This window comes from Falsiroseomonas sp. (assembly GCF_051859025.1).
Lineage (GTDB): Bacteria > Pseudomonadota > Alphaproteobacteria > Acetobacterales > Acetobacteraceae > Falsiroseomonas.
This window is the reverse complement of record NZ_JBHYGL010000023.1, coordinates 125,127-151,989: the sequence shown is the minus strand read 5'-3', so window position 1 is coordinate 151,989 and position 26,863 is coordinate 125,127. Positions and strand designations below refer to the sequence as shown.

Below are 26,863 nucleotides of genomic sequence, written 5' to 3'. Positions count from 1 at the left end.
CACTACCCCTGCGCCAGGCTGCGCAACAGCCTGGCGAGGGCCGGTTCCAGGACCAGCGCGGCCGCGGCTTCCGGCCGGAACAGGCGCCGTTCGCGCTGGTGGCGTTCAGGCCATTCGGCCAGCAGGCGGGTCACGCGGTAGCGGAAGACCAGCACCTCGCAGGGCAGCAGCACGCCATTGGCCTTGCGCTTGTCATAGGAATAGGTGCCGAGCGGTTCAGCCTCGGCCTCCCCTTCCAGCCCCGCTTCCTCGAAAGCCTCACGGGCCGCGCTGACATGCGGCTCCTCGCCCGGCTCCACCCAGCCCTTGGGCACGACCCAGCGCCGCGTCTCCCGGCTCGTCACCAGCACCACGCGCCAGTCGCCTGCCCCGCCGGTGAGTGGCACCGCGGCGCATTGGCGGCGCAGATCGCCGGTGGGCCTGCCGCCCCGTATCACCCCATCAGGCATCGCCAGCCCCGTTCCCCAAACCAGGCCGGACCCCGGGCCGGCGGCCCGGGGAACCCCGTTGATTCCACATGGAGAATCACGGGGCGGATGTGAAGGGGAGATGAAGGCCGCAGCGTGATTTCAGCATACAACCAGCGAATTCATGGATCTGTCACGGAACGAGGCCCAGCGCCTCCAGCGCATGGGCCCGCAGCTTCACCTTCTGCACCTTGCCGCTGGCGGTCATGCCGATGGCCTCGAAATCCTTCACGAGACGCAGGTGCCGGGGCAGCCTGAAATTGGCGACCTGCGGCTTGAGCCAGGCCAGAAGTTCCGCCGCCTCGATGCTCGCGCCGTCGCGCAACTGCACGAAGGCCGCGCAGACCTCACCGAGGCGCGCATCCGGCACGCCCACCACCTGGGCCAGCGCGACGGCGGGGTGGGAGGACAGGACCTCCTCCACCTCGGCCGGTGCGACATTCTCCCCGCCCACACGGATCACATCCTTGATGCGCCCGGCCATGCGGAGGCGGCCCTCGGAATCCATCGTGCCGAGGTCGCCCGTGCGTAGGAATCCATCGGGCGTGAAGGCTTTGTCCGAATTCCCAGGGTCGTTCAGGTAGCCTCTCATGACCGACCAGCCCCTCACCTGGATCTCGCCGGCCATGCCGGGCGCGAGGGGGGCGAAGGTTTCGGGGTGGGCGATGCGGACCTCCAGCCCCTCATGCGGTACGGCGCCACCGGCGATCCGGACAGCCACAGGCTCCCGGTGGTCCGACAGCGCAACATTGGGCGATGCCTCACTGAGGCCATAGGCCCAGCAGAGGTCGCGCACGCCCATCTCCTCCACGATCCGCCGCATCGTCTCCGGGCCCGCCGCCGCCCAGCCGCCGCGCAGGTGGATGCACGCGCGGCCGAAGGCGGGATGGGACAGCATCAGCTGGAAGATGGCGTCGTTGCCGGAGGTGACGGTGCATCGCTCGCGCTCCAGCAAGGCCAGCGCCTCCCCCGCCTCGAAGGTCGGGGGCGTCACCAGCACCGCGCCCGTCACCAGGCAGACCAGCAGCGACAGCGTCGATCCTGCCACATGGAAGAAGGGCCGACAGTTGAGGTAGCGGTCGTCGCCGCGCACGCCCAGCTTCGCGGCGCAGACGGCGGCGTTGCGCAGCATGTTGTGGTGCGTCAGCAGCACCCCCTTGGGATGCGCCGTCGTGCCCGATGTGTACTGCACCAGCAGCGGATCATTGGCGCCAACGGCTGCGACCACCGCATCCAGCGCGGCATCATCGGCTTGCGCGGCGCGGAACGCTTCCCAGGATTCCTCCCCGCTGACGATGACATGCGTCAGGTCCGGCAGCCCGGGCGCCACCTCCCGCACCGCCGCGGCGAAATCGATGCCGAGGAAGCTTCCCGCCAGCAGCACGGCCTTGCAGCGTGCGCGCGACAGGGCGAAGGCGATCTCTGGCGCCTTGAAGCGCGTGTTGATGGGCACGGTGACGGCACCGATCAGCGCGCAGCCATAGAAGCTGGCGACCCAGCGCGCGTCATTGCCCATCAGCAGGCCGACGAAGTCGCCCTTCCCGATGCCACGCGCCAGCAGGCTGCGTGCGATGGCGCGCGCTTCGGCACGCAGGCCCGCATGCGTCAGCCGCGCATCCCGCGCCACCACGGCTTCCTCCCCGCCGCGTTCCCGCGCATTGGCGTCGAGGAAGTCGGCAAGCCGCCGCGTCCAACTCATGATCCGAAGCCCGACATGGTCTTGCGCCACTCCGCGGCCGCTAGGCTTTCCTCGATCGCCAGCAATTCCGTCGCTAACGCGCCACGTGGGTCGCGTTCCAGCCCCTCATCAATGCTGCGCTTGGCCAGGGCGAGGCCAGTGACGGGCGCCTTCAGGATCGTCGCCGTGACCTCCGCCAGTGCCGCCTCAAGCGCCTCCTGCTGCAAGAGACGCGTCACGAAGCCAGCCGCCAGCGCTTCCTCCGCCGTCAGCGTCCGGCCCGTGAACATCATGTCCTTCGCCAGCCGCTTGCCGAGGATGCGCGGCAGCCGCTGCGTCGCCCCCACCGTGCCCCAAAGCGCCTCCGGCGTCCGGAAGCTGGCCTTGGGTGTCGCGATGATGAAGTCGCAGGCGCCGGCGATCTCCACGCCCGAACCGATGGCGGGGGCCTCGACGACAGCTACGGAGGGCATGGGGAGTTTCTCGATCAACTCATAAGCGAGAAAGCCCTTCACCCGACGCGCCCGCACCGCGTCATCGCTCATCCCCTGCCGTTCCTTCAGGTCCGCACCGGCGCAGAAGACGACGCCATTGGCGCGGATCACCACCATCCGTGCCGCCTCCGCCACCGCGCGCCGGCAGGCAGACGCGAGCGCTTCGGCCAGCGCGGTATTGAGCGCGTTGCGCGCGGCCGGGCGGTTCAGCGTCAGCGTCACCAGGCCATCGGCATTGGCGTAGATCAGGACATCATCGGTCATATCGCGGATTCCTCGCGCAGCGCGGCGATGCGCGCGGTGTCGTAGCCGAGTTCGGTCAGCACGCCGTCGGTATCCGCGCCGAGCACCGGCGCGGGGGCGGGCACGGGGTCATCGAAGCCATCGAAGCGGAAGGGCAGGCGCAGCGCCGGGTGGGTCGCCTCACCATGCGGCACCATTGCGATGCAGCCGCGCGCCTGTACATGCGGGTCGGCAACGACCTCATCCAGTGCCAGCACGGGCCCGTTCGGGACATCCACCGCATCGAGCGCGGTCACCGCCTCCGCCCGGGTCATCGCCTCCATCGCCGCGGTCATCGCCGCCATCACGCGATCGCGCTGCGCGAGCCTCCCCGCATTCGTCGCGAGCGCGGGATCGGCCAGAAGGTCGCGCAGATCGAGCGCGTTGCACAACGGCGCCCAATGCTGGTCACTCGCGGTGATGTGCAGGAAGCGGCCGTCACGGCAGCGGAAGCTCGCGGTCGGCACGCGGCCCGGGTGTTCCGTGCCGAGACGCGGCGGGACCTCCCCCAGCGCGAATAGTCGCGCGGCGGCAATGGTCAGCAGCGCCACCTGCCCGTCCAGCATCGAGAAATCGACATGCGCCCCCTGCCCCGTCGCATCCCGCCCGCGCAACGCCGCCAGCAGCCCGATCGCGACCCACAGGCCGGAGGTGAGGTCGGCGACGGGAAGGCCCGGCTTCACGGGGCCGCCACCACGCTCGCCCGTCAGGCCCATCAGCCCGCCCATGGCCTGGAAGACCGTGTCGTAGCCCTTGCGCTTCGCATAGGGGCCGGTCTGGCCGAAGCCCGTGCAGGACAGGTAGACCAGCCGCGGATTGACTGACTTCAGCGATGCGTAGTCGAGCCCCCGCCGCTTCAGCGCGCCCGTCGGGAAATTCTCCACCAGCACATCCGCCCGCGCCGCCAGGTCCCGGATCACCTGGCGCCCGCCTTCCTTGCGCATGTCGACCGTGATGCTGCGCTTGGCGCGGTTGCAGGCGAGGTAGTAGCCGCTGACGCCGAAATCGAAGAAAGGCTCGAAGCTCCGCGTCTCGTCGCCGGCGCCAGGCTGTTCCACCTTGATGACCTCGGCGCCCATTTCCGCCAGCAGCATGGTGGCGAAGGGGCAGGCGAGGACGCGGGACAGGTCGAGGATGCGCACCCCCTCCAGCGGCTTCATGCGGCGTCTCCCGCCAGGCGGAGGCGCATCGCCTCGGCCTCCCTCACCAGCCGCGCCACCAGCTCCTCCGCGCCTGGGATATCGTCAATCAGCCCCGCGGACTGGCCGGCTTCGGTCTTGCCATGGGTGATATCGCCGTCAAGCGCCGCATCCTTCAGGCTGCGCGCCTTGAACAGCGCGTCGAGCGTTTCCTTCGTCGCGCCCGCGCGCTCCGACGCCTCCATCTCCGCGGAGAAGGCGTTCCGCAACTGCCGGATCGGCAGCCCCTGCCGGCCGACCAGCGCCGTGTCCGCGATGCCCGCCTTCAGAACCGCATCCTTGTAGGCTTCATGCACCGTTGCCTCCCGCGTCATCAGGAACCGAGTGCCGAGCTGAGCGCCTTCCGCCCCCAGCGCGAAGGCGGCGCAGATACCCGCGCCATCGGCGATGCCGCCGGCGGCGATGACGGGGATGGTCACCGCCTTCACAACCGCGCGCACCAGCACCAGCGTCGAGACCTCATTCGGCGGCGGATGGCCCCCAGCCTCCCCGCCGACGACGATCAGCGCATCCACCCCGGCGGCCTCCGCCTTCACCGCGTGCTCGGGTGCCGCCACCACATGCAGCCATCTGGCGCCAAGGCGCTGGAAGCGCTCCACATGCCCCCGCGGCCCGCCCTGGCTGCCGATCATCACCGGCACGCGCTCCGCCGCCGCGATGTCCAGGAACTCAGCCGATCGCTTGTTGTAGAGTGGCACATTCACCGCGAATGGCGCATCCGTCCCCGCCCGCACGCTACGGATGGCCGCCACCAGATCGTCCGGCCGCATCGGCCCCGCCGCGATCACGCCGAGCCCGCCCGCCCGGCTGACCGCCAGCGCCAGGGCCGGGCTCGATGACGCCCAGCTCATGCCGCCCTGGATGATCGGGTGGCGGATGCCGAGCAGCCGCGGCAGGCGCGACCGGAATCCCATGCTGTCCATCATCGGCCCTCGGTAAGCTCTTGCCGGTTTCGGCGATATTGGTTGATGATGTCAACCACCAGGGAGGAACGCCAATCATGCGAATGACCCGCCGTGCCGTGATGGCCATCAGCGCCACGACCCTGGCCCTGCCTGCCCTGGCGCAGATCCCCTGGCCCAGCCGCACCATCCGCTTCATCGTCCCTTTCGCTGCCGGCGGCCCGGTGGAGGTGCCAGCGCGCTTCCTCGCGGACCATCTCGGTCGCGCCCTCGGCCAGACCGTGCTGGTGGAAACGCGGCCCGGCGCCGGCGGATCGATCGGCGCGCGAGAGGTGGTGGCGGCCAATGATCCCCATACGCTGCTCGTCTCCACCTCCGGCGTCGCCATCGCGCCGGCGCTGATGCGCAATCCCGGCTATGACCCGATCAACGACCTGGTGCCGATCACCGTCATCAGTGACGCGCCCATGGTCATCATGACCAGGCCGGACCACCCGATCCGCGACCTCGCGGACTTGGTGGCGCGCGCGAAGGCGCGGCCGGACGGGATCACCTATGGCACCTCCGGTGTCGGATCGACCACGCATATGGGTGGCGCGCTTTTCGCAACGCGGGCGGGGATCGAATTGCTGCACGTCCCCTATCGCGGCGCCGCGCAGGCCACCACCGCGCTGCTGTCCGGCGACACCGACCTGGTCGTGGCCGGCACAATCGATGCGCTGCCGCATCTGCGGGACGGGCGGCTGCGCGGCATCGGCATCACAAGCGGGGAGCGTAGCGCCGCGCTGCCCAATGTGCCGAGCCTGTCGGAGGTGGCACCGGGCTTCGACCTCTTCATCTGGTACGCCATGTTCGGCCCGCGCGGCACGCCGCCCGCGGTGGTGCAGCGCCTGGCGGCGGAGATGGCGCCACTCGCGCGCGGCAATATCCTTGCGACCCGCATGGAGGAAAGCGGCGCCAAGCTGCTGCTGGACGGCCCCGCCAGGCTGGCGGAGCGCATGCGGGTGGAGGTCCCGCAATGGCGGGACGTGGCGGCACGCGCCCGGATCACCGCGGAATAGCGCCGCTACCCCACGAGGCGCAGCAGCGCGGCAGCGATCTCCGCCGGGCGTTCCAGCGGCGTCAGGTGCCGCGCGCCCTCCAGCGGCTGTAGGACCGCGCCGGGAATACGCCGCGCGATCTCCTCCGCCATCGCGGGCGGCGTCGCGCCGTCATCGGTCCCGACCATCACAAGCGTCGGCATGCAGATGGCGGTGATGGTCTGCCGCAGATCCGTGGTGCCCAGCATCCGGCAGGCCGCGCCGTAGGAGGCGACATCATTCGCCAGGAACACCGCATCGGCAGCGGCCTCGACCTGCGGGTGCGATTCCCGGAAGCCGGGGCTCAGCCAACGCGCGTGCTGGAAGGGCAGCAGCGCCGCCATGCCACCGGCCTCAGCCTTCACGGCGCGATCCTCCCACGCCTTCGGCGCCTCCGGCCCGTACCAGGCGGTGGTGTCGATCGCGACCAGGGTGGTGCAGCGCTCGGGATGCGAAGCGGCGAAGGCCAGCGCGATGGTGCCGCCCATCGAGCAGCCGCAGACCAGCGCGCGATCCCAGCCCGCATGGTCCAGCACCGCCGCCAAATCGTCCGCCATGCGTCGCACCGGCACCGGCCCGGCATCCTGGCCGGAGGCGCCGTGGCCGCGGCAATCCATCGCCAGCAGTTCGGCCTGGCCGTCGATGGCCGTGACGACGCCGTTCCAGAAGCTCCGGTCCAGCGCCAGCGAATGCAGCAGCGCGATGCGCGGCGCCCCGGCTTTTCGGGCAGGAGCGATGCCATAGGCCAGCGCCAGCCCATCGCTGGCCCTGGCGTGCTGCGTCGCGGCGAACTGCATCACTGGTGTTCCCAGTCATCCAGCGAATCGGTGTTGGGCGGCGACGTGCCGAGGATATCCCCCTTGGTCGTCACGCCCAAGCCGTTGAGCAGGCGGTTGGAGTAGTTGAAATAGGCGCATACTTGGTTGGCCTCCAGGATCTCGCCGTCATTCGCCCCGGCCTCCCGCAGCGCCGCGATATCGGCCTCCACCATGTTCTGCGGGTCGAGCGTGAGTTTCCGGACATAGCGCAGCAGCGCGAGTTCCTTGTCCTGGAAGACGCGTTCCGGCTGCGCGGCGGCGAAGGCCTTGTAGATGGCGCCGGCGCGGACTTCATCCGCCAGCAGGCGTGACAGTCCGGCGAAGTGGTGCGCCACCGAATAGTCGCAGCGGTTCGACAGGCTCGTATAAACGGCCAAGCATTCCAGGAACCAGACGGGCATGGAATTGCCGGTATGGTGCAGCACGGATTTGTAGAGTGCGCTGTGCCCTTCCATCGTGTGCGGCCGCAGGCTGTGCGCGCGCATCACGTTGTCGATCTTTCCGCCCGGGCCCTTCACGCGGTCATACAGCGTCCGCAGGTAGCCCTCGCTCTCATCGTAGGGCACCAGGCGGATCCAGGCGGGGTTCTCGTCGTCGTTCATGATGTCCTCTGGGCGAATCGCCGTTCCAGCCGCGCGGCGGCGGCGGAGAGCACGGCGCAGATGATGAAGTAGAACAGTGCCACCAGCAGCCAGGTCTCGAAGACCCGATTGGTGGTGGCGGCGACCTCGGCCCCCAGGAAAGACAGATCCTGTATGGAGACGAGGGAGATGATGGAACTGTCCTTCACCAGGCTGATCCCCTGCCCCGCCAGCGGCGGCACCACCCGCGCCACGGCCTGCGGCAGGATCACCAGGCGGAACAGCTTGAGGCGAGACAGGCCCAGAGCCTGCCCGGCCTCCCACTGCCCCCGCGGCAGGGACTGGATGCCACCGCGCACGATCTCCGCGACATAGGCGCCCTCGAACAGGCCAAGGCAGAGGATGGCGGCGATGACCCCCGCGGCCTGCTGCGGCGGGCCGAAGAGCCAGCCGATGACGCGCAGCGTGTCGTCGTCCTGCCGCCTGATCCAGTCCTCGATGCCCAGTGCCGGCACGATCTGCGCGGTGACGAAGAAGTAGAAGACGAAGATGAAGACCAGCGGAGGAATGTTACGGATGGTCTCCACATAGGCACCGGCGATGAGGCGCGGCAGCAGGGCGGTCGCGCAGCGCGCGATACCCATCAGCGTTCCCACCACCGCCGCCACGATCGCCGCCCAGAAGGACACGCGGATCGTCGTCATCACGCCCTGCAGCAGCAGGTTCGCGACCCAGGCGCCTGACGCATCCTGCCGCGCGACGAAGCCCAGCACAGGCCAGAAGTTCCAGCGATAATCCAGCGCCGTACCGGCACGCCAGGCCAGCCAGCCCAGCGCACCGGCCACGACAGCCAGCAGAGCCGCGTCCAGCAGGCCGAAGCGCGGGTTGCCCCGCGCATAAGGTCCACCGGGTCGCTGCATCAGCCCGGAACCTGATCCCGCCATTCGCGGTTCTGGAACCAGTAAGCCTGGCGTTCCTCCAGGAAGCCATCCAGCTGCCGCGACGCGATCCAGTTGTTGAGGAAGTTCAGCGCATCCGGGTCGCCCTTGCGCAGCGCCATGCTGTCGATCTGGCGCGCGAGAGGCTGGGGGAAGGGGCTAAACAGCGCCGCCTCATTCTCCAGCACCGCGAAGCGCGGCCGCGGCATCGACCCCACCATGCCATGCGCGCGGCCATTCACCACTTCCAGCACCGATTGCGCATCATCATCGAACTGCCGGAAGGTCGCGCGCGGGAACAGGCGCTGCGCGGCGGCGAGGGCGGAGGTGCCGCGACGGCCGCTGATGGTGACGTTGGGCCGGTTCCAGGCCTCCATCGTCGTCATCCCCTCCGCCAGGCGCCGGCTGGCCGCGAGATCGACGCCGGAGGCGGAGTAGGAATTGGTGAAGTTGGCGGAGAGGTTGCGCGCCGCCGTCACCGTCATGCCGCCGATGATCATGTCGAAGCGTCCCGCCAACAGCGCGGGCACGATGCCGTCCCAGGCGGTGGGCACGAATTCCACGCGCACGCCCATATCCTGCGCCAGCCTAGTCGCGACATCGATCTCATAGCCGATCAACTCGCCCGCGCGGTTGCGGAAGGCCCAGGGCACGAAGGTGGACATGCCGACGCGCAGCGAATTGCGGCGCTTGATTTCCTCGATGACGGAACTCGCCGCCAGCGCCGCCCGCGCATCGGCCGTCTGCGCCTGCGCGGCGCCGGTGATGGAAACGGCCGCGCCGGCGGCGGCGGCGGGTGCCAGGAAGCGTCTCGTGATCCAGCCCATGGTTCTCTTTCTCCTTCTTCGGGTTCGTTCAGGCGGCACCACCGCGCAGCCGGCGTTCCAGCCCCTGCACGGCAAGCGATAGCGTGACCGTGACACATAGATAGAGCGCCGCGACGGTCAGCCAGATCTCGAAGGTCATGAAGGTGTCGCTGATGACGTTCCGGCCTTCATTCGTCAGGTCGAAGATGGCGATGACGCTGACGATGGCGGAATGCTTGATCAGCGACACGCCGAGCCCCGCGAGCGGCGGCAGGATGACGCGCAGCGCCTGCGGCAACACGATCAACCGGTAGGCCTGGGCACGGGACAATCCCAGCGTCCAGGCGGCTTCCCATTGGCCAAGTCGCACCGCCTGGATGCCACCCCGGAAGATCTCGGCGGCGAAGGCGCCTTCGAAGATCGCCAGTGCCAGCACCCCCGCCCAGAAGCGGTCCAGGCCCAGGATCGGCGCCAGGATGAAATAGACGATATAGAGCTGCACCAGCAGCGGCGTGTTCCGGATGGCCTCCACATAGGCCAGCACCATCCACCGCCCAGCGACCGATCCCGACAGCCGCAGGATCGCGGCGCCGAGGCCAATGATGATGGTCAGCACCAACGCGATGGCGCTGATCTCCAGCGTCACTACCAGGCCCTTCAGCAGGGGGCCTGCGAAGAACTCGCCCTCGAAGACCTGGAACAGGTGCCGCGGCACGCGGTGCCACTGCCAGTTGTAGCCCATCCCCGCCGCGCCGGAGACCACCAGCCAGACCAGCGCCGCCGCGAAGACGGCAAATTGCGCGACGTCGAGCAGGGCGCGGCGCCGCGCCTGCCACCGCGCCGCGGCGGGCGGCGGCCTCACGCCGGGGCGATCAGGCGGGGCGGCCGGGCGAGCAAGCGCCGCACCATAGGGGCGAAGACCGCCAGCGGCGCTTCCGGCAGCCCGGCGGCGATGGTGGTGATGTCGTAGCGCTCCACGAATTCCGCCGTGGCGGCGAAGTGTTCATGCCCCCGCCAGCGTTCGCGGCCATCGGGGTCCACCGCCTCATCCGGATGGTCGTGGCAGTGGTGGGACTGGAATATCTGGTGGCGTTCCAGGATCCAGCGGCTGGCGTCGCTGACATAGGGGGACAGCATGGCGGCGGCGAAGGCGCCATGGCTGCCGGGGCAGACGGTGAAACCGACATCATGGAACAGCGTGACGACGATGTATTCCTCGTCCCGCCCATCCTGCATCGCCGCCGTCGCGGCCTGGATGCTGTGGCGGTAGTTGTTCACCTGGTAGCCGAAGGCGGGATCGGCCGCGGTCGCTTCCAGCAGGCGCAGCGCGTGCGCCGCCTGGCATTCGGCGTCGAAGACCCGGCGCTGCCGGCCGAGCAGCTGCCAATCCTCCCGCTGGAAGGCGTCCAGGCGCGGGGCCTCGACATAACGGAAATCCGGCTTGAGAAGCGGGGTGCGCCCTTCCTCCACGGCACGCCTCAGCCCGTCGGCGCCCGGTAGCGGAACGCCTTGTCGAAGCGCCCCACCACCCATTCCCCGCAGGCCACCGGCGGATGCTTTGCCTGGCCCGGATCATCCAGCAGGTCGCGCGGATCGACCACGGTATGGAAGCCCGGGTCATAGAACACCGCGATGCTCTGGCGCGCATGGCCGGATGTGTTCACCACGCGATGCGGGTTGGAATGGAAGCGGTCATTCGTCCAGCGATGCATCAGGTCGCCGATATTCACGACGAAGGTGCCCTCGATCGGGTGCGCCATCACCCAGTCGCCGCTGGCGCTGCGAACCTGCAACCCGCCCGTCATGTCCTGATACAGGAAGGTCAGCCCGCCGTAATCCGTGTGCGGCGCCACGCCGAACTGGTCCTGGCCGAGGTCCGGCGGTTGCGGCGGGTACCAGATCAGCGATCCGCGCGCCAAGGGCCGCGCGAAGCGCTGCGCGAAGAACCCGGCATCGCGGCCGAGACTAAGCGCGAGCCCGCGCAGCACGCTCTGCCCCAGTCCGAGCACCGCCTCGTAATAGGGATAGACCGTCTCCTGCAGCGCGGGCAGCGCCTCCGGCCACTGGTTCGGCCCCATCAGCGGCGTGCCGGCGGCGACATCGGGGTCGTCCTCCGGCAGTTCGAGGCCAAAGACGAAGCTCTCCTTCAGATCGACCTTGGCACCCGTATACATCTTGGCGCCGCCATGGCCGATCCAGCCGCGATGCCGCTTGTTGACCTTCACGCTGGCCTTGGCGTCCTCCGGCAGCGCGAAGAAGTCGCGCGCGCGGGCGAAGACGCCGTCGATCAGCGCCTGGGGGATGCCGTGATTGGCGACGTAGAAGAAGCCGATCCGCTCGCTCGCCTCCCGCATGGCGCGGCCCGCGGCCTCGCTGCCGGCGGCATCGCCCGCGACCAGCGCGGCGATGTCGATGACGGGTATCTCGCTGACGGCGATCTGCTTCGCGGTCGCATAGGCCATGGGGTGCTTCTCCTGTCGCCGCATCATCATGCGGATGCGGTTGCAGCGGAAGCCTCGCCCTCTCGCCCGCTCGCCCAGAAAGCGAGTTCATCCGCCGTCACCCGCCCCTCCACCGCCGCCGCCAGTCCCAGCGCCATCAGCGGCGCCAGCTTGAACCCATGGCCGGAACAGGCGCTGGCGAGCGTCACGCCCGGCGCCACGGGCCGCAGCACGAAGCGATCCCCCGGCGCCATGGTGTAGAGGCAGTGCCGCGCCCCGATCACGCGATGGGCCTCGAAACCCGCGATGGCCCGCGCCCCGGCATCCAGCAGCGCCGCCACCCGCCGGGCGCTGGGCGGGTGGCGCGGCGCCTCCGGGGCCACGGTCACGTCGGTCGCGTAATCCCCGATCTTCAGGCGCGTGCCCGCCCGCGGCGGCAGAACATAGACACCCCCCGTCGGGTGCCCCGGCAGCCGGCAAAGCAGCATCGGCGCGTCGTCCCACAGCCCCGGCGGTGGCTCCAGATAGGCGACCGTCTGCAGCGACGCCCGCAGCCCGAATCGCCGGGCGGCCTCCGGCATCAGGCGCAGCACCCCCGCCCCCGCCGCGACCAGCGTGGCATCGGCGGGCACGCGCGTGCCATCCGCCAGCACGGGCCCGCCCTCCGGGCAGCCCGCCACCGCGCTGCCCGGCCGCAGCACCACACCGAGGCGCGGCAGCAGCGCGACCAGATCGGCCAGGATCGGCGCCGCCAGCAGCATGCCCGAACCAGCCACCTCCATGGCGCGGATCACGCCATCGGGGTTGAGGACCTGGATCGTCGACGGGTCCACCTCCGTGAAGCCCAGCCCGAGCCGCGCCTGCGTCCGCGCCACCGCCCCCTGCCAGGGCGTCTCCTCCCGCAGCGCATAGATCGCCCGCGCCGGCACCAGGCGGTCCGCCCCCGTCTCCGCGAACAGGGCGCGCCAGGTGGAAAAGGCCGCGGGCATCAGCGCGGCATAGCCCTCCATAGTCCCATAGGCGTGGCGGATGATGCGTCCCTCATCGAAGGACGACCCCTCCGGATTCGGGATCGGCCCGGCATCCAGCACCGTCACCGCATGGCCGCGCCGCGCCAGCGCCCAGGCGGTGGTGAGACCCAGCACCCCGGCGCCCACCACGGCGATGCGCCGCGGCCGGTCCGTGCGATCCTCGATTAGGGCGGCGATTCGCGCCGTCAGGGAAGTCATCGATGCGCCTCGCCGAAATGAGCCTCTCGGCCCTCGAAACCCGATTCGCGGAGGGCCGGCGCGGCATCATCCTGCCGCTGGGCAGCCTGGAACAGCATGGCGCGCCCGGCCTGGTCGGCACGGACACGATCTGCGCGGAAGCGGTGGCGGACCGCGCGGCCGACCGCGCCGGCGGCGTCAGCGCCCCCGTCCTCGCCTATGGCCAGGCACAGTTTCACCTTGGCCGTCCGGGCGCGGCGAGCCTCCGTCCCTCCACCCTGGTCGCCGTGCTGGCGGATATCGTCACCAGCCTGGCGCTCGGCGGCTTCACCCGCGTGCTGCTGCTGACCGGCCATGGCGGCAACATCGCCCCAGCCCAGGCGGCGATGCAGGAGGTGATGGCGGAAATCTCGCTCGGCCGCCTCGTCCCGCCGCATCCCCTCACCATCAAGCTGCGCGCCTGGTGGGAAGGCCCGCGCGTCGGCGCCCTGCGGCGCGAGTTCTACGGAGACCGGGAAGGCTTCCACGCCACGCCGTCCGAGGTCGCGCTGACGATGGCGCTGCACCCCCTCCTCGCCGCCCCGCCCGCAGCCTGGCCCGCCTGGCGCCCCCTGGCCGCGGACCCGCTGCATGACCCCGGCGGGGACCGCCACCTGGACGCCGCCCGGCACCGCGCGATGTTCCCGGACGGCCTGATCGGCAGCGATCCGTCGCTCGCCCGCCCCGAACATGGCGATGCCCTGCTGGAAGCTGCGACGGCCGATGTGGCGGAGGTGTTCACGGCCTTCGAGGCCGCGCCCGATCACCCCGCGCGGTAGGCCGTCGCCTCCACCTCCACCGTGATGCCGGGGGCGAAGAAGCTGCTCATGTACACCCAGCCCAGCGCAGGCCGGATGCCCGCGAAGACCTCCCCATGCGCGCGGCCGCTGTCCTTCCAGTGCTGGGGATCGACGACGTAGATGCGGGTCTTCACCACATCCGCCATCGTCATCCCCACCGCCGCCAGGCTCTCCCGGATGATGTCGAGGCACACCAGCGTCTGCCGGTAGACATCGCCGGGGTGCAGCACCGTGCCATCCGGCGCGCAGGGGCTGCACAGCGCCGTCTCGGCATAGGGCCCCACACGCACCGCCCGGCTGTAGCCGCAGGCGACCTCCCAGGGCCGGTCAGTGCTGTGGCTTTGCCGATGGCTCACCCCTGCACGATCCCCCACTTCGCGTTGGTCTCGGCGAAGAAGCCATTCGCCGTGCTGATCGTGATCCAGGCATTCAGGAAGTTGGTGAAGACCTGGTCGTTCAGCGGGCTCAGGAAGGCCATCGGGATGGGGTTGCGGGGATTGTCCTGGAAGATGGCGACGAGGTCGGGGTATTCCTTGGTCAGGAACGCCGCCTCGATCATCGAGGACATGGTCGCGTCCACCCGGCCGCCGAGCAATTCCTGCCAGTCCCGTGCCGGGCTTTCCACGCGGCGCAGCGTCGCGTTGGGCAGCCCCTGCTGCACGAACTGCTCCATGGTAGTGCCCAGGTTGGTGCCGATCGTGACGCCGCGCTGGTTCATCGCATCCCAATTGGCGAAGCGGTTGGCGTTGCGGCGATGCACCAGCGGCACGAAGGCGTTGCGACCCCAGGGGATGGTGAAGCTGGCCGCCATGGCGCGGGCAACGGACATGGAGGTGCCGGTGCACACGACGTCATACTGGTCCGCCACCAGACCGTTGATGAGGGTGCGCCAATCCGTGGCGATGAATTCCGCCCGCACGCCCATGTCCCGCGCCAGGCGCTGGCCGCAATCGATCTGGTGGCCGCGGTATTCGCGGCTGGCCGGATCGCGGAAGCTCATCGGGTTGAAATCGCCCGTGGTGCCGAAGCGGATTCGGCCGGAGGACTGGATGGCCTGGAGGCGGGAGGATCCCGCCGCCTGGGCCAGGGCCTGGCCGGGGATGGCCACGGCGGCGGCAGCCGCGGCGGCGGCAGGAAGGAAGCGGCGTTGCATGGGGTTCTCCTCAGACGATCGGTCGGGACTTGCTTTGACAGGTAAGGGTGCGACAACGGTTGAACAGGTGCAACGGGTGCACCTCGGCGCGGCGGTGGGATTCGAATGGCAGGGCTTCGCATGACACTCAAGGCGCGCGCCTTCCTGCTGCTGGTGGTGGCGCTGCCCCTGCTTTCGGCCTGCGGCGGCAATTGGGGATGGCACGTCGTGGACCCCCGCGACGCCCGCGGCCAGGCCAACCTCTCCTTCATGCTGTCGGGCTTCTGGGCCACCATCTCCCTCAGCCTGGCGACCATGCTGCTGTCGGTCGTGCTCGGCCTCGCCGTCGCCATGCTGGGCATGGCGCGGCTGCGGGTGCTGCGCTGGACCAACCGCGTCTATGTGGAGCTGTTCCGCTCCATCCCCATCCTGGTCATGATCCTCTGGGTCTTCTACGGCCTGCCCGTCGTGCTCGACATCCGGCTCGATGTCTTCGTCGCCGCCATGCTGGCGATCGCCATCTGCGACAGCGCGTTCGAGGCGGAGATCTTCCGCGCCGGTATCCAATCCGTGGAACAGGGCCAGCGCGAAGCGGCCATGGCGCTCGGCCTGTCGCCCTGGCAGCGCATGCGCTTCGTCATCCTGCCCCAGGCCATCCGCCGCGTGCTGCCGCCCATCGCCAACCAGTTCATCTACGTCGTGAAGATGTCCTCCCTCGCTAGTGTCATCGGCTACCAGGAGCTGACGCGAAAGACGAATGAGCTGGTGGTGACGGTGTTCCGCCCGCTGGAACTCTACACCATCCTCATCCTCGAATACCTGGTGCTGATCCTCTGCATCTCCTTCGCCGTGCGCTGGCTGGAGAAGAAGATGGGCGCGGACCAGGGCGTGCGGCGGGTGGGCTGAGGCTCACTGCCGCACGGCATAGGCGGCGATGGTCATCGGCCGCCAGGTCCCGCGCAGTTCTCCGCCCGGCCGTGCTGCGGCCGTTGCCTGATGGCAGGCGGAACCCCTGCCCGCCCGCTCAGCCCGTGCCGGTTCCTGATGACCGGGTCATGGCCAGGTTCCCGGAGGGTGGGCAGGTCGAGCGCCGCCGGGATCCGCTCCTCGGCCGCCACGGACACGCCCGGCAACTGCCCTGCGGCCATGGTGGGCCGGAGGCCCAGGATCCCGTCGAAGCTCAGCCCCACCACGCCCTTGGTCAGGTCGATGCGTTGAGCGTCCCGGGCTTCGCCCTGGCCACCAGCACCGCCAGGGTCAGCAAGCGATCCGCGACGCGGCGCCCGAAGCTGCTGCCGATATAGGCGATATGCGCGAAATCCCGCACCGGGCTGTCGGCGATGCGCGGGGCCATCCGGCGGCTCGCGCCGCACCGCCTCCGCCGCCAGCGTCTTGCCGCCCCGCGGCGATCCTCCAGGACGAGGCTCTGACCGAACATCTCCGCCATCTCCGGCACGATGAGCGGCGCGGAGGGGAAGGAGTTGATCATGCGCGCCGGCCGCATCGGCCACGTCGGCTGCAAGCGGGCGGGTCGCGCCAGCGTGGCGGCGTCGGGGCATGCAGCCGGGGTCCGTCCCGGTCGGTACGGGCCTTGCATGACAATCCGCTGCCACGCCGCCCCGATCCCGCTGCCCTGTTGACCCCCCCGCTTCCTGGGAGCCGCCCGATGAGACGCCTCCGCATCCGCCTCAATGCCGGCTTCTCCGGCCCCCATGCCGGCTTCCTGCTGGCGGAGGCCGATGGGCTGCTGGCGGAAGCGGGCATCGCGGTGCAGTGGATGCCGGGCAACGGGGCCGCCGCCGTGGTGGCGGACATGGCGGAAGATGTCTGCGACCTCGCCTATGGGGATCTCTCCGCCCTCGTCATGCGCCTCGGCCACAGCACGCCGGGCAGCGGGCCGCAGGCGGTGTTCGTCGGCTTCAACCGCACGCCGCTGACCATCGCCGTGCCCATCGCCGGCACCGCGCAGCATCCCGTGGACCTCGGAGGCCGCATCCTGACGGGCCATGCGCGGGATGCCGCGCTGCTGGCCTTCCCGGCCCTCGCCCGCGCCGTCGGCCTCGATGCCCGCAGCGTCCGCATCCAGCCGTCGGAGGCGTCGCTCGCGGAACAGGTGCGGCAGATGATCCTGGGCGATGCCTCCGACGGCGTCTTCGGCTTCGCCAACACCATCATCGCCGCGCTCGAGGGCGCCGGGCTCAACCTCGCGGGATCGCTGCGCTTCCTGGACTATGCCGAATGGCTGCCGGACCTCTACGGCAATGCCCTGATCGCGTCCCGCCATTTGGTGGAGCGGGAGCCGGAGGTACTGCGCGCGCTGGTGGATGCCATCGCCCGCGGCTTCGCCGCCGCGGTGGCGGACCCGGACCGCGGGGTGGAGGCCGTGCGGCGCGTCGCCCCCGGGATCGACCTCCGCATCGAGACGAAGCGCTGGCGCGGCACCATCGCGCGGGAAATGGGGCACCCCGAGGCCGCGTCGCTCGGCATCGGGGACGCCCACCCGGCCCGGCTCGCGCAGGGCATCACGCTGCTGGCGGAGGCGCTGGACCTGCCGCGCAAGCCAGGCGTGGCGGAGGTCTTCACACCGGACTTCCTGCCGGCGATCGAACGCCGTCAGCGGGTCGGACGCGGGGCGCCCGCCCAGGACGTCGCCGCCGTCAGGGCACGCCCAGCATGAAGGCCGGCGGAGCGCGCAACTCCATCTCCACGCCCCTGACCCCGGGCAGCCCCTCCGCCAACACGCGCAGCGCGCGCGGCACGTCGCTGGAACGGCACCAGCCATGGAAGGTCACCACGCCTTCCTCAACCGAGGGAAAGACGAGATAGGCATCCGCCCAGGGCTGGCCACGCAGCGCACGCTGCACCTCCTTCAGTAGCCGCGCGTCGGATACCGCGACTTCCTGCGCCTTGGCCGCGCCGAAGACGAGCCCGAGCAGGTCGGCGCGGGAGACGATGCCGACCAGCATGCCATCCCGCAGCACCGGTACGCGCTTGACACCGCGCGTTTCCATCATGGCAGCGATTTCCTCCGCCGGCGCCTCCTCCCCCACCGCGACGACATTGGTGGTCATGACGTCGCCGGCGCGCTGGCCATGCAGCCGGGCGAAGCCCTTCGCGGTATCGTCCGCACGGCCGGCCAGCAGCGCGCGCAGCCAGCCCCGCGGCCTTGCCGCGGCTTCCCCCGCCAGGCGGCGCACCAAGTCCGCCTCCGTGACGATGCCTTCCAGCGTCCCCGCCGGGCCCAGCACGGGCACGGCGGAGATGCCGCGATCCGCCAGCAGCGCCGCGACATCGGCGAGCCGCGCCTCCGGCGTCACCGTCACGACATTCGTGGTCATCAGGTCCCTGGCGCGCATGGCCAAACCTCCCTCGTTTCGATCCTGTCCGCGAAGCGTTCCGGCGCATCGCGCCGGCAACGATGAATTCTGGCGCGATGCCGTCAGGCCGAAATCAGCACCGGCACTCGCGGCCCCGAATCCAGCAATTCGCTCGTCGCGCTGCCGAACAGGATGGTCCGGATCGGCGCATGGCGGACGGCGCCCATGACGAGGAGCGCACCCTCGACCTCCGCCGCCTTCGCCGCCAGCGCGTGGAGCACGCCGCGGTCGGCCATCGGCACATTGGCCACGCTGGCGCGCGCGCCATGGCGTGCGAGCAGGTGGCAGAGCTCCGTGCCCGACTGGCCCGGCCGCAACGCCTTGTCGTCGCTGACGGTGACGACGATGGTCTCCGCCGCCGCCCGGATGAAGGGCATCGCGCCCTGCACCGCGCGGACCGCGGCCGGCGTCGCGTCCCAACCCACGACGACCCGCGCGGGTGGCACCGCCAGCCGCGCCTGGGCCGGCACCAGCAGCACCGGGCGCCCGCCCTCGAAGACGGCGGCATCGATCAGCATGCGCCGCCCGGGCCCGGTCGAACCCGCGAGGGACAGCAGGCCGATGTCGCTGACGCGGAGATGGTCCGCCATCACCTCACCAACGCCATAGGCGAAACTGCTGCGCGACCGCACCTCGCAGCGGATGCCGCGGCGCGCGGCGGCGGCGCGCACATGCCCAGCTGCCGCCTGCTCCTCCCGCTCATCCCCGGCCGCGCCGGCATCCCCCGCCGCCAGGGGGTCGCCCTGGAACAGCAGGATAGTGAGATGCGCGTCATGCGCAGCAGCCAGCGCGAAGGGTGCTTCCAGCATCGCGTCCAGCGCCGCCGCACCCGCGGGCTGGATATGCGCGGCGATCGTCGTGATCATCGATGTCGTCATCGTAGTCTCCCGGGCTTATGGGGCTCGGCTCGTTGACCTGCCCTTCGTTATGCGCGGCAGACTGCCGGGTGCGGCACAACCCAACATTGATCTGGGTCAACCGTCGCGGCGCTGCCGGATCCGCGGGGCAAAGGGCGCTTCGTGACCCGGGAAGGATCGGTTCCGCCTTCCGCTTTTCCTCCCAGCCGCGACGATGGAGATGCCGGCCAGGCCCGGACGGGCGCCCGCCGGAGAAGGCACCGCATGGCGGACGCTAACGGTTCGACAACAAACAGCACAGTATGTTTACCCGTCACGCGGCGCCGCCGCTGGCCCATGCTCCGGTTCGGCCAGGACGTCGCGGCCTTCCGCGGCGGGCGAGGGAACCGGTACGCGCCTCGCCTGTAGGAGAAACGTTGATGCGATTCCTGGTTCACTGGTCGATCCGCGGCAAACTCGCCGCCGCCTTCGGATTGCTGCTTGTCCTGACCATTGGACTGGGCCTCGGGTCCCTGAACCGCCTGACCGTCGTCAACGAAGCCGCAGCGGAGCTGCGGGAGAACTGGCTGCCCGGCACGCGCTATGTCGGCCAGATCGCCGAGGCCGTCACCCGCTTCCGGCAGCTCGAAGGCGCGCATGTCCTGGCCCAGACGCCAGCGGACAAACAGCGTGAGGAACAGACCCTGGCGCGCGTGGCGGCCGATATCGACACCGCCTGGCGCGCCTACGAAGCCACCATCATTGATGCGGAAGACCGGCGCCTGACCGATACGGCGATCGCCGCCTGGCGCCAGTATCGCGGCTATCAGGACCGGCTGTTCGCCGCATCCCGCTCGGGCGATCCCCAGGCCGCCGCACTCTATGCCGGGGAGATGCGGGCCGCCTCCGGCCGCCTGCGCCAGGCGCTGCAGGCCGTGGCGGACTACAACCTCCAGGGCGGCAACCAGGCGGCGGCCCGGGCGGATGCGGTGCATGACGCTGCCCGCATCGCCATCGTCGCGGGCATGACGGTCGCGGCGCTGCTCGCGGCGCTGCTGGCCGCCACGCTCACCATCGGCGTCGCGCGTCCCGTCAACGCGGCGGCGGCCCTGATGGGCCGGGTCGCCAAAGGCGAACTCGACATCGAGGTGCCGCACCGCGACCGGCGCGACGAGATCGGCGCCATGTCCCGCGCGTTGGACGAATTGCGCCTGACCGCGCTCCGCGCCCGAGCGCTGGAGCAGGAGGCAGAGGCCGCGCGCCTGGCCGCCGACGTGCAGCGCCGGCAGACGCAAGTGGACCTGGCGGAACGCGTCGAGCGCCAGCTGGGTGCGGTGATGCAGGAACTCGCCGGCGCCTCCACCGTGCTGGAACAGGGCATCGCCCGCCTGTCCACCACGGCGGATGAGACCAGCCAGCGCGCCACCATGGCCGCGGCCGGTGCCGAACAGGCCACCACCAATGTCCAGGCCGTGGCGGCGGCGGCCGAGGAACTATCGGTCTCGGTGGATGAAATTGCGCAGCAGGTGGCACGCGCCGCGCAGACCGCGCGCCGCGCCTCCGACGATGTGGATGCAGCGAACGGGGAGGTCGCCGGCCTGTCCGACGCGGCCATCCGCATCGGCGACGTGGTGCGCCTGATCGGCAGCATCGCCGGGCAGACCAACCTGCTGGCGCTGAACGCCACCATCGAAGCGGCCCGCGCCGGGGAAGCCGGCAAGGGCTTCGCCGTGGTGGCGAGCGAGGTGAAGACCCTCGCGACACAGACCGCGAAGGCGACGGAGGAGATCGGCGCCCAGATCGGGGCCATCCAGACGGCGACGGAACGCGCGGTCGGCACCATCCGCGGCATCTCCAGCGTCGTGGGCGATGTGGACCAGATCGCGACCGCCATCGCCGCGGCGGTGGAGGAACAGGGCGCCGCGACGCAGGAAATCGCGCGCAACGTCACCCAGGCCGCCCAGGGCACGCAGGAGGTTTCGGCCAACATCACGCGCCTCGGCGAGGGGGTGCATGAAACCGGCAGCGCGCTGGTCAGCCTGCGCGAAAGCACCGCCCGCGTGGCGCATCAGGGCCAGGCGCTGCGGCAGGAACTGAACACGCTGGTCAGCGGGCTGCGCGCCGCCTGACGCGCGCGGGGGATGCCGTCAGGCATCCCCCAGCGCCGGCGCCAGGCTCGCCGCCAGCGCCCGCACCGCCTCCGCCACCGGCCCCGCCAGCAGGTCCGGCGTGACCACCGACACCGCCCCCCCGCAATTCAGCGCCATCACGCGGGAGCCGTCCGGCGATACCACCGGCACGCCGATGGAGTTCACATCGGGATGCGCGCGCCGCAGATTCAGCACGAAGCCGTGCCGCGCATGATGGGCCAGCGCCGCCTCGATCTCCGCCCGCATGCCCGCATCCAGCCGCGCCAGCACGGCATCGCGCCTGCCCGCGTCCACACCCGCCAGCCAGGCCCAGCCCAGCGCCGTGGTGGCAATGGGCAGCGTGGCGCCAACGGTGAAGGACAGGCGCAGGATGGTCGGGGCCTCCGCCCGCGCCACGATCAGCATCATGTCGTCCTGCCGCGTGGCGAGCGACAGCTGCACCCCGAAGCGATCCGCGATGCGCTGCATCCCGGGCTGCGCGGCCTCCGCCATGCCGCCCTTGGCAAGCGCGGCATAGCCGAGCGAGAGCAGCCCGAAGCCCGGCCGCAGCCGCCCGGGGTCCCGCCCCGCCACCAGCACGCCCATCCGCTGCAGCGTGTGGCACAGCCGCCAGACCGTGGACTGCGCGAGCCCCGTCATCGCCGCGATTTCCGTCGTGCCGAGTTCCGGCCTTGCCGCGGTGAAGCAGCGCAACACCTGCACGCCACGCGCCAGAGCCGTCACGAATTGCCGGTCCTTCCCGTCCTCCACCACGCCCCCGTTCCGTAATGCTGCACCGCATGGGCAGCCGGTTGACGCCGGCCGGCCACGGCGCGACGCTCCACCCACGATGCAAATAGCCAATCCGCATAGCGAATTCAAACCCGGCGCCCTGACCGCGCATGGCTTCCCGGACCTGCGGCCCTTCTTCGCGCCGAAAGCGGTGGCCCTGCTGGGCGCGACGGAGGATCTGGCCAAGTTCGGCGGGCGATGCCTGCGGCAGATGCTGGATTTCGGCTTCGCCGGCGATGTCTTCCCGGTGAACCCGAACCGGCCGACGGTCTTCGGCCGCCCCTGCTTCCCCAACCTGTCCGCCCTGCCCGCGCGCCCCGACCATGTCGGCATCGTGCTGCCGGCCAAGGCCTGCATCGATGCGGTGGCCGAATGCGGCCGCCTCGGCATCCCCTACGCCACCGTCTTCTCCTCCGGCTTCGGCGAACTGGGCACGGAGGCGACGCTGGCCGCGCAGGCGGAACTGGTGCGGGTGGCGCGCGCGGGCGGCGTGCGGATCATGGGGCCGAATTGCAACGGCATGATCAACTTCGTCGATGGCTTCGCCCTCACCTCGACGGCCACCATCAGCGGCCCGCGCCGCGCCGCCGGCGATATCGGCGTGGTGGGGCAGAGCGGTGGCGCCGCGCAGGTCAATGTCATGTGGCGCGCGCAGGAGATGGGCCTCGGCATCTCCTACCAGGTCAGCAGCGGCAATGACGCGGATATGGACCTGCTGGACTACGCCGCCTTCATGCTGGAGGACCCGCACACGAAGGTGGTGCTGATGCTGGCGGAGCGCATCCGCGACGGCGCGCGGCTCCGCCTTCTGGCAGCGCGCGCGGCGGAGCTGGAAAAGCCCATCGCACTGATCAAGTTCGGCCGGACGGAGGCCGGTGCCCGCGCCGCCGCGTCCCACACCGGCGCGATCACCGGATCGGATGCGGTCTTCGATGCCGCCGCACGGCAGCTCGGCCTGATCCGCGTGAATGATGCGCGCGAACTCTATGAGGTCGCGATGCTGCTCCGCCGCCGCCAGCGCCCCGCCGGCCATGGCGCCGCCGCCCTGGCGATTTCCGGCGGCAACCTGGTGGCGCTGACGGACCAGGCCGCCAGCGTCGGCATCGCCTTCCCAGACTACGCGACGGAGACGGCGGCGAAGCTGCGGACGCTGATCCCCGGCTTCGCCGCGGTGAACAACCCGACCGACCTCAGTGCCGGCGCCATCGGCACCAAGGACACCTTCGCCAAGGCGGCCGCCATGATCCTGGACGATCCGGCCGTGGATGCGCTGGTGCCCGTCATCACCATCGCGCCGAATGACGACATCCGCTCCGTCACCGCATTGTCGGAGGCCTCCGACAAGCCCGTCGCCATCCTCTGGACCGGCCGCTCCGCCGCCGATCCCACGCTGACGCCGGAGGGCCTGATCCGCGAAGGCCACGCCGTCTTCCGCGACGCCCTTCCCTGCGCCCAGGCGCTGGCGCGCAGCATGGACTGGGCCGCCTTCCTGCGCGACCGCACCGCGCCACCCGCGCGCCCCGCGGCCATGGACCAGGCTGCCGCGCGCCGCCTGCTGGAGGCCACGCCCAGCGGCACGCTGACGGAATCAGCCTCCCGCGCCATCCTCGCCTGCTACGGCCTGCACGGCCCTGCGGAGGCCGTGGCGACGACGGCGGATGAAGCGGTGGCGCAGGCCGCCCGCATCGGTGGCCCTGTCGCGCTGAAGATCCTCTCCCCCGACATCCCCCATAAGACGGAAGCCGGCGGCGTCCTGCTCGGCCTGCGGGGCGCGGATGCCGTGCGCGCTGCCTTCGCCACCATCATCGCCAATGCCCGCGCCCACGCGCCGCAGGCCCGGATCGAGGGCGTGCTGGTGCAGGAGATGGTGTCGGGCGGGCAGGAGATGCTGCTCGGCCTGACACGCGACATCACCTTCGGCCCCGTGCTCACCATCGGCTTTGGCGGCACGCTGGTGGAGGTGCTGCGCGACGTGACCTTCCGCCTGCCACCCTTGTCCGCGGCAGATGCGCGGGAGGCGCTGGAAACCCTCCGCCTCGCCCCCCTGCTGCACGGCCATCGCGGCGCCCCCGCCTGCGACATCGCTTCGCTGGCGGAGGCCATCGCCCGCTTCTCCTGGCTCGCCACGGACCTTGGCGACCTGGTCGAGGAAATCGACGTCAACCCCATCGCCGCGCTGCCTTCCGGCATCCGGGTGCTGGACGCGCTGGTCGTGAAGCGGGACCCTGCGGCATGACCCTGCTCATCGACCATGCCGATCCCGGCATCCTCCGCCTCACCCTCAACCGCCCCCAGGCCGCCAACGCGCTATCCCGCGCCATGCAGGATGCGCTGGTCGCTTCCCTTGCCGATGCGGCGGCGGACAGCGCCACGCGCGCCGTGCTGCTGACGGGCGCCGGCGGCCGCGTCTTCAGCGCCGGCGCCGATCTTCGAGAAGACCTTGGCCTGCCGGTGCCGGAGGCGAAGAAGCTCCGCCGCGCCCTCCTGCTCCGCAGCATCCTCGCCGTGCTGGATTGCCCGAAGCCCGTGGTGGCGATGGTGCGTGGCAAATGCGTCGGCGGCGGCGCCATGCTGGCGCTGATGGCGGATGAGGTGCTCCTCGAATCCGGCGCCTCCATCGCCATGCCGGAAATCGCGCTGGCCATGCCCTCGCCACTTGGCATCACCATCATCGGCGCGCGCGGTGGCCGCCAGGCCGCGCATCGGCTGATGCAGGCGAACCAGCCAATGGATGCGCAGGCCGCGCAAGCCGCGGGCCTCGCCGATGCGGTCCATGGCGATGCCGCGCTGGATGAGGCCGCGCAATCCCGCGCCGCCGCGCTCGGCGCGATGGACGCCACCGCCTATGCCACCAACAAGCGCTGGCTGAACGCCCCGCTGCGCGCGCGCATCATCGCCGCCGCGCAGGCCGCCGAAGCCGCCCATGCCACAGGTCCCCATGATGCGCACTGAACTCTCCCCCGAACTCGCCGAGCTCCGCGGCCCGATCCGCCGCTTCGTCACCGACCAGCTCGAACCCCTCGCCGCCCGCATCGATGCGGAAGGGGAGATCCCCGACGCCGCCTGGGACCTGATGCGCGGCCAGGGATGGCTCGGCATGCTGCTGGCGGAGGAGGATGGTGGCGGCGGCGCCGACCTGCCCACCTACTGCCTGGTGATGGAGGAAGTGGCGCGCAGCCACCGGTGCTTCACCCTGCTGCTGGACGCGACCAGCGGCCTGACGCCCATCGCCATCGCCCGCCACGGCACGGCGGCACAGAAGGACCGCTGGCTGAAGGGCCTGGCCACCGGCCGCCTCCGCGCCGCCTTCGGCCTGACTGAGCCCGGCGCCGGTTCGGACGCCGCCGCCATCACCACCCGTGCGACGAAGGTCGAAGGCGGCTGGAAGATCGAAGGCCGCAAGCAATGGATCAGCGGCGGCCATGCCGCCGACGTGGTCATGGTGATGGCCGTCACCGATCCCGCGAAGCGCGCCCGCGGCGGCATCGGCGCCTTCCTCGTGCCCCGCGGCACGCCAGGCTTCGACGTCACGCGCATCGACACCACCATCGGGTCGGAAGCGATCAAGCTCGGCGAACTCACCTTCACCGACTGCGTGGTGCCGGATGATGCGCTGCTCGGCGATCCCGGCCAGGGCTTCGCCATCGCGATGGGATCGCTGAGCAACGGTCGCCTCGGCGTTTCCGCCGCCTGCGTCGGCGCGGCGGACCGGCTGCTGGCCATGTCGATGGAGCACGCGAAGCAGCGCAGCACCTTCGGCCAGCGCCTGGCGGACCGCCAGGCCATCCAGTGGATGCTGGCCGACAGCCACGCGGAGATCGAGGTCTCCCGTGCCTTCCTCTACGAGACGCTCCGCAAGGCCGCAGCGGGCGAGGACCTCGGCACCATGGCGGCCATCTGCAAGCTGCAATGCAGTGAGATGGTGGGCCGCGTCGCCGATCGCGCCGTGCAGATCCATGGCGGTGCCGGGCTGATGCGCGGCGTGCCGGTGGAACGCTTCTACCGCGACATCCGCCACTACCGCGTCGGCGAAGGCGCGTCGGAGGTGCTGCGCATGCTCATCGCCCGGGATCTGCTGAAATGAGCACCGTCCTCACGGAGACCCGCGGCCACATCGCCTGGATCACGCTGAACCGGCCGGAGGCGATGAACGCCCTGAGCATCCAGCTCCGCGCCGACCTCGCCGCCGCGATGCGCGCGGCGGAAGCCGACCCCGATGTGCGCGTGGTGGTCGTGCGCGGCGCCGGCGACCGCGCCTTCTGCGCCGGCGCGGACATCAAGGAATTCGTCGAGGTTCCCTCCCCACCCGCCTACCGCCAGGCCCGCGTGCCGGAAAGCTGGATCAGCCCCTTCGACCACACGAAGAAGCCGATCATCGCCAGCATCCATGGCCACTGCCTGGGCGGCGGCCTCGAAGTCGCGCTCGCCTGCGACATCCGCATCGCGGCGGAGGATGCGAGCTTCGGCCTGCCGGAAACCGGCCTCGGCATCATGACCGGCGTGGGCGGTTCGCAGCGCCTGCCGCGCATGGTTGGGCTGGCCCAGGCGCTGGACATGATCCTCACGGGCGACCGCATCGATGGAAGGCGCGCGCGGGAAATCGGCCTCGTCACCCGCGTCGTGCCCCGCGCCGACCTGGCGGCGGAGACGGAGGCGCTGGCGATGCGCCTCGCCGCCCGTCCCCCCACCGCCATGGCCTTCGCCAAGGAAGCCGTGCGCGCCGCGCAGGACCTGCCGCTGCGCGACGGCATGCGGCTGGAGGTCGATCTTCTCACGCATCTGCTGAACACCGAAGACCGGCTCGAAGCCGCGCGGGCCTTCCGCGAAAAACGAAAACCGCAATTCACCGGCCGCTGAATCGCCGG

28 protein-coding genes are annotated in these 26,863 nt (G+C 70.6%); 9 read left to right on the top strand and 19 right to left on the bottom strand.

From position 1 onward, the window contains the following. Window positions 1-2: 2 nt before the first annotated feature. The 5 genes from ACTIE5_RS18895 to ACTIE5_RS18875 all read right to left on the bottom strand — a co-directional run bounded on the left by ACTIE5_RS18895 (window position 3) and on the right by ACTIE5_RS18875 (window position 5,034). Window positions 3-449: an NUDIX hydrolase gene (locus ACTIE5_RS18895; RefSeq protein ID WP_439551264.1), complete on the bottom strand. Its 447-nt coding sequence runs from the start codon at window positions 447-449 to the stop codon at window positions 3-5. A gap of 151 nt (window positions 450-600) precedes the next feature. After that, window positions 601-2,166 carry a class I adenylate-forming enzyme family protein gene (locus ACTIE5_RS18890; RefSeq protein ID WP_439551263.1) on the bottom strand — a complete coding sequence of 522 codons (1,566 nt, stop codon included), beginning with the start codon at window positions 2,164-2,166 and terminating at the stop codon, window positions 601-603. Next, window positions 2,163-2,903: an enoyl-CoA hydratase/isomerase family protein gene (locus ACTIE5_RS18885; RefSeq protein WP_439551262.1), complete on the bottom strand. Its 741-nt coding sequence runs from the start codon at window positions 2,901-2,903 to the stop codon at window positions 2,163-2,165. The genes ACTIE5_RS18890 and ACTIE5_RS18885 overlap by 4 nt, the downstream gene beginning before the upstream one ends. Continuing rightward, window positions 2,900-4,081, bottom strand: coding sequence for a CaiB/BaiF CoA transferase family protein (locus tag ACTIE5_RS18880; protein WP_439551261.1), 1,182 nt, complete (start codon window positions 4,079-4,081; stop codon window positions 2,900-2,902). Before ACTIE5_RS18880 ends, ACTIE5_RS18885 begins: the two co-directional genes overlap by 4 nt. Then, the gene (locus ACTIE5_RS18875) at window positions 4,078-5,034 is read right to left on the bottom strand and encodes an NAD(P)H-dependent flavin oxidoreductase (protein ID WP_439551260.1); all 957 of its coding nucleotides are present in this window, start codon (window positions 5,032-5,034) and stop codon (window positions 4,078-4,080) included. Before ACTIE5_RS18875 ends, ACTIE5_RS18880 begins: the two co-directional genes overlap by 4 nt. Window positions 5,035-5,120: 86 nt before the next feature. On the opposite strand from ACTIE5_RS18875, the gene ACTIE5_RS18870 reads away from it, so the two are divergent. Next, complete coding sequence (locus ACTIE5_RS18870) at window positions 5,121-6,083, top strand: Bug family tripartite tricarboxylate transporter substrate binding protein (protein ID WP_439551259.1); 963 nt, start codon at window positions 5,121-5,123, stop codon at window positions 6,081-6,083. Between the two features lie 5 nt (window positions 6,084-6,088). Here ACTIE5_RS18870 and ACTIE5_RS18865 read toward each other — a convergent pair whose 3' ends face one another. From ACTIE5_RS18865 to ACTIE5_RS18830, 8 genes are read right to left on the bottom strand one after another with little or no spacing between them, the layout of a single operon-like run. Beyond that, window positions 6,089-6,898: an alpha/beta fold hydrolase gene (locus ACTIE5_RS18865; RefSeq protein WP_439551258.1), complete on the bottom strand. Its 810-nt coding sequence runs from the start codon at window positions 6,896-6,898 to the stop codon at window positions 6,089-6,091. Then, window positions 6,898-7,521: a carboxymuconolactone decarboxylase family protein gene (locus ACTIE5_RS18860; protein WP_439551257.1), complete on the bottom strand. Its 624-nt coding sequence runs from the start codon at window positions 7,519-7,521 to the stop codon at window positions 6,898-6,900. Before ACTIE5_RS18860 ends, ACTIE5_RS18865 begins: the two co-directional genes overlap by 1 nt. Then, window positions 7,518-8,420, bottom strand: coding sequence for an amino acid ABC transporter permease (locus ACTIE5_RS18855; protein WP_439551256.1), 903 nt, complete (start codon window positions 8,418-8,420; stop codon window positions 7,518-7,520). The genes ACTIE5_RS18860 and ACTIE5_RS18855 overlap by 4 nt, the downstream gene beginning before the upstream one ends. Continuing rightward, the gene (locus ACTIE5_RS18850) at window positions 8,420-9,265 is read right to left on the bottom strand and encodes a transporter substrate-binding domain-containing protein (protein ID WP_439551255.1); all 846 of its coding nucleotides are present in this window, start codon (window positions 9,263-9,265) and stop codon (window positions 8,420-8,422) included. The genes ACTIE5_RS18855 and ACTIE5_RS18850 overlap by 1 nt, the downstream gene beginning before the upstream one ends. Window positions 9,266-9,293: 28 nt before the next feature. Further along, window positions 9,294-10,106, bottom strand: a complete 813-nt coding sequence (locus ACTIE5_RS18845) for an amino acid ABC transporter permease (protein WP_439551254.1) — start codon at window positions 10,104-10,106, stop codon at window positions 9,294-9,296. Continuing rightward, window positions 10,103-10,714, bottom strand: coding sequence for a hypothetical protein (locus ACTIE5_RS18840; RefSeq protein ID WP_439551253.1), 612 nt, complete (start codon window positions 10,712-10,714; stop codon window positions 10,103-10,105). Before ACTIE5_RS18840 ends, ACTIE5_RS18845 begins: the two co-directional genes overlap by 4 nt. Window positions 10,715-10,722: 8 nt before the next feature. Continuing rightward, entirely contained in the window at window positions 10,723-11,706 is a 984-nt protein-coding gene (locus tag ACTIE5_RS18835) for an isopenicillin N synthase family dioxygenase (protein ID WP_439551252.1), read from the bottom strand. Window positions 11,707-11,732: 26 nt separating this feature from the next. Beyond that, window positions 11,733-12,914 carry an NAD(P)/FAD-dependent oxidoreductase gene (locus ACTIE5_RS18830; RefSeq protein WP_439551251.1) on the bottom strand — a complete coding sequence of 394 codons (1,182 nt, stop codon included), beginning with the start codon at window positions 12,912-12,914 and terminating at the stop codon, window positions 11,733-11,735. A gap of 2 nt (window positions 12,915-12,916) precedes the next feature. Here ACTIE5_RS18830 and ACTIE5_RS18825 point away from each other — a divergent pair, with 2 nt between their 5' ends. Beyond that, window positions 12,917-13,711, top strand: a complete 795-nt coding sequence (locus ACTIE5_RS18825) for a creatininase family protein (protein WP_439551250.1) — start codon at window positions 12,917-12,919, stop codon at window positions 13,709-13,711. Here the strand turns inward: ACTIE5_RS18825 and ACTIE5_RS18820 are convergent. Both ACTIE5_RS18820 and ACTIE5_RS18815 read right to left on the bottom strand, forming a co-directional pair. Next, window positions 13,696-14,088 (bottom strand): Rid family hydrolase, encoded by a 393-nt coding sequence (locus ACTIE5_RS18820; RefSeq protein ID WP_439551249.1) that lies wholly within the window; start codon window positions 14,086-14,088, stop codon window positions 13,696-13,698. The genes ACTIE5_RS18825 and ACTIE5_RS18820 overlap by 16 nt on opposite strands. After that, window positions 14,085-14,885 carry a transporter substrate-binding domain-containing protein gene (locus tag ACTIE5_RS18815; protein WP_439551248.1) on the bottom strand — a complete coding sequence of 267 codons (801 nt, stop codon included), beginning with the start codon at window positions 14,883-14,885 and terminating at the stop codon, window positions 14,085-14,087. The genes ACTIE5_RS18820 and ACTIE5_RS18815 overlap by 4 nt, the downstream gene beginning before the upstream one ends. Before the next feature lie 120 nt (window positions 14,886-15,005). Here ACTIE5_RS18815 and ACTIE5_RS18810 point away from each other — a divergent pair, with 120 nt between their 5' ends. After that, a complete protein-coding gene (locus ACTIE5_RS18810) occupies window positions 15,006-15,770 on the top strand; it encodes an amino acid ABC transporter permease (RefSeq protein WP_439551247.1) in 765 nt (254 codons plus the stop codon). 295 nt (window positions 15,771-16,065) lie between these two features. Here ACTIE5_RS18810 and ACTIE5_RS18805 read toward each other — a convergent pair whose 3' ends face one another. Beyond that, window positions 16,066-16,353: a hypothetical protein gene (locus tag ACTIE5_RS18805; protein ID WP_439551246.1), complete on the bottom strand. Its 288-nt coding sequence runs from the start codon at window positions 16,351-16,353 to the stop codon at window positions 16,066-16,068. A 177-nt stretch (window positions 16,354-16,530) separates the two neighbouring features. Between ACTIE5_RS18805 and ACTIE5_RS18800 the strand changes: the two genes are divergently transcribed. Next, entirely contained in the window at window positions 16,531-17,541 is a 1,011-nt protein-coding gene (locus ACTIE5_RS18800) for an ABC transporter substrate-binding protein (protein WP_439551245.1), read from the top strand. Here the strand turns inward: ACTIE5_RS18800 and ACTIE5_RS18795 are convergent. Both ACTIE5_RS18795 and ACTIE5_RS18790 read right to left on the bottom strand, forming a co-directional pair. Continuing rightward, a complete protein-coding gene (locus ACTIE5_RS18795) occupies window positions 17,522-18,220 on the bottom strand; it encodes a CBS domain-containing protein (protein ID WP_439551244.1) in 699 nt (232 codons plus the stop codon). The genes ACTIE5_RS18800 and ACTIE5_RS18795 overlap by 20 nt on opposite strands. A gap of 83 nt (window positions 18,221-18,303) precedes the next feature. After that, window positions 18,304-19,119 carry a universal stress protein gene (locus tag ACTIE5_RS18790; protein WP_439551243.1) on the bottom strand — a complete coding sequence of 272 codons (816 nt, stop codon included), beginning with the start codon at window positions 19,117-19,119 and terminating at the stop codon, window positions 18,304-18,306. A gap of 398 nt (window positions 19,120-19,517) precedes the next feature. On the opposite strand from ACTIE5_RS18790, the gene ACTIE5_RS18785 reads away from it, so the two are divergent. Continuing rightward, on the top strand, window positions 19,518-21,206 hold the full coding sequence (locus ACTIE5_RS18785) for a methyl-accepting chemotaxis protein (protein WP_439551242.1): 1,689 nt from the start codon (window positions 19,518-19,520) through the stop codon (window positions 21,204-21,206). A gap of 18 nt (window positions 21,207-21,224) precedes the next feature. On the opposite strand, the gene ACTIE5_RS18780 is transcribed toward ACTIE5_RS18785, so the two are convergent. Continuing rightward, the gene (locus ACTIE5_RS18780) at window positions 21,225-21,977 is read right to left on the bottom strand and encodes an IclR family transcriptional regulator (protein WP_439551241.1); all 753 of its coding nucleotides are present in this window, start codon (window positions 21,975-21,977) and stop codon (window positions 21,225-21,227) included. A 79-nt stretch (window positions 21,978-22,056) separates the two neighbouring features. Between ACTIE5_RS18780 and ACTIE5_RS18775 the strand changes: the two genes are divergently transcribed. Genes ACTIE5_RS18775 through ACTIE5_RS18760 form a run of 4 tightly spaced genes read left to right on the top strand, consistent with a single transcriptional unit; the run spans window position 22,057 to window position 26,855 of the window. Further along, on the top strand, window positions 22,057-24,234 hold the full coding sequence (locus ACTIE5_RS18775; RefSeq protein WP_439551240.1) for an acetate--CoA ligase family protein: 2,178 nt from the start codon (window positions 22,057-22,059) through the stop codon (window positions 24,232-24,234). Beyond that, window positions 24,231-24,950 carry an enoyl-CoA hydratase/isomerase family protein gene (locus ACTIE5_RS18770; RefSeq protein ID WP_439551239.1) on the top strand — a complete coding sequence of 240 codons (720 nt, stop codon included), beginning with the start codon at window positions 24,231-24,233 and terminating at the stop codon, window positions 24,948-24,950. Before ACTIE5_RS18775 ends, ACTIE5_RS18770 begins: the two co-directional genes overlap by 4 nt. Next, on the top strand, window positions 24,922-26,082 hold the full coding sequence (locus ACTIE5_RS18765; RefSeq protein WP_439551238.1) for an acyl-CoA dehydrogenase family protein: 1,161 nt from the start codon (window positions 24,922-24,924) through the stop codon (window positions 26,080-26,082). Before ACTIE5_RS18770 ends, ACTIE5_RS18765 begins: the two co-directional genes overlap by 29 nt. Continuing rightward, window positions 26,079-26,855, top strand: a complete 777-nt coding sequence (locus ACTIE5_RS18760; protein WP_439551237.1) for an enoyl-CoA hydratase/isomerase family protein — start codon at window positions 26,079-26,081, stop codon at window positions 26,853-26,855. The genes ACTIE5_RS18765 and ACTIE5_RS18760 overlap by 4 nt, the downstream gene beginning before the upstream one ends. Window positions 26,856-26,863 lie beyond the last annotated feature (8 nt).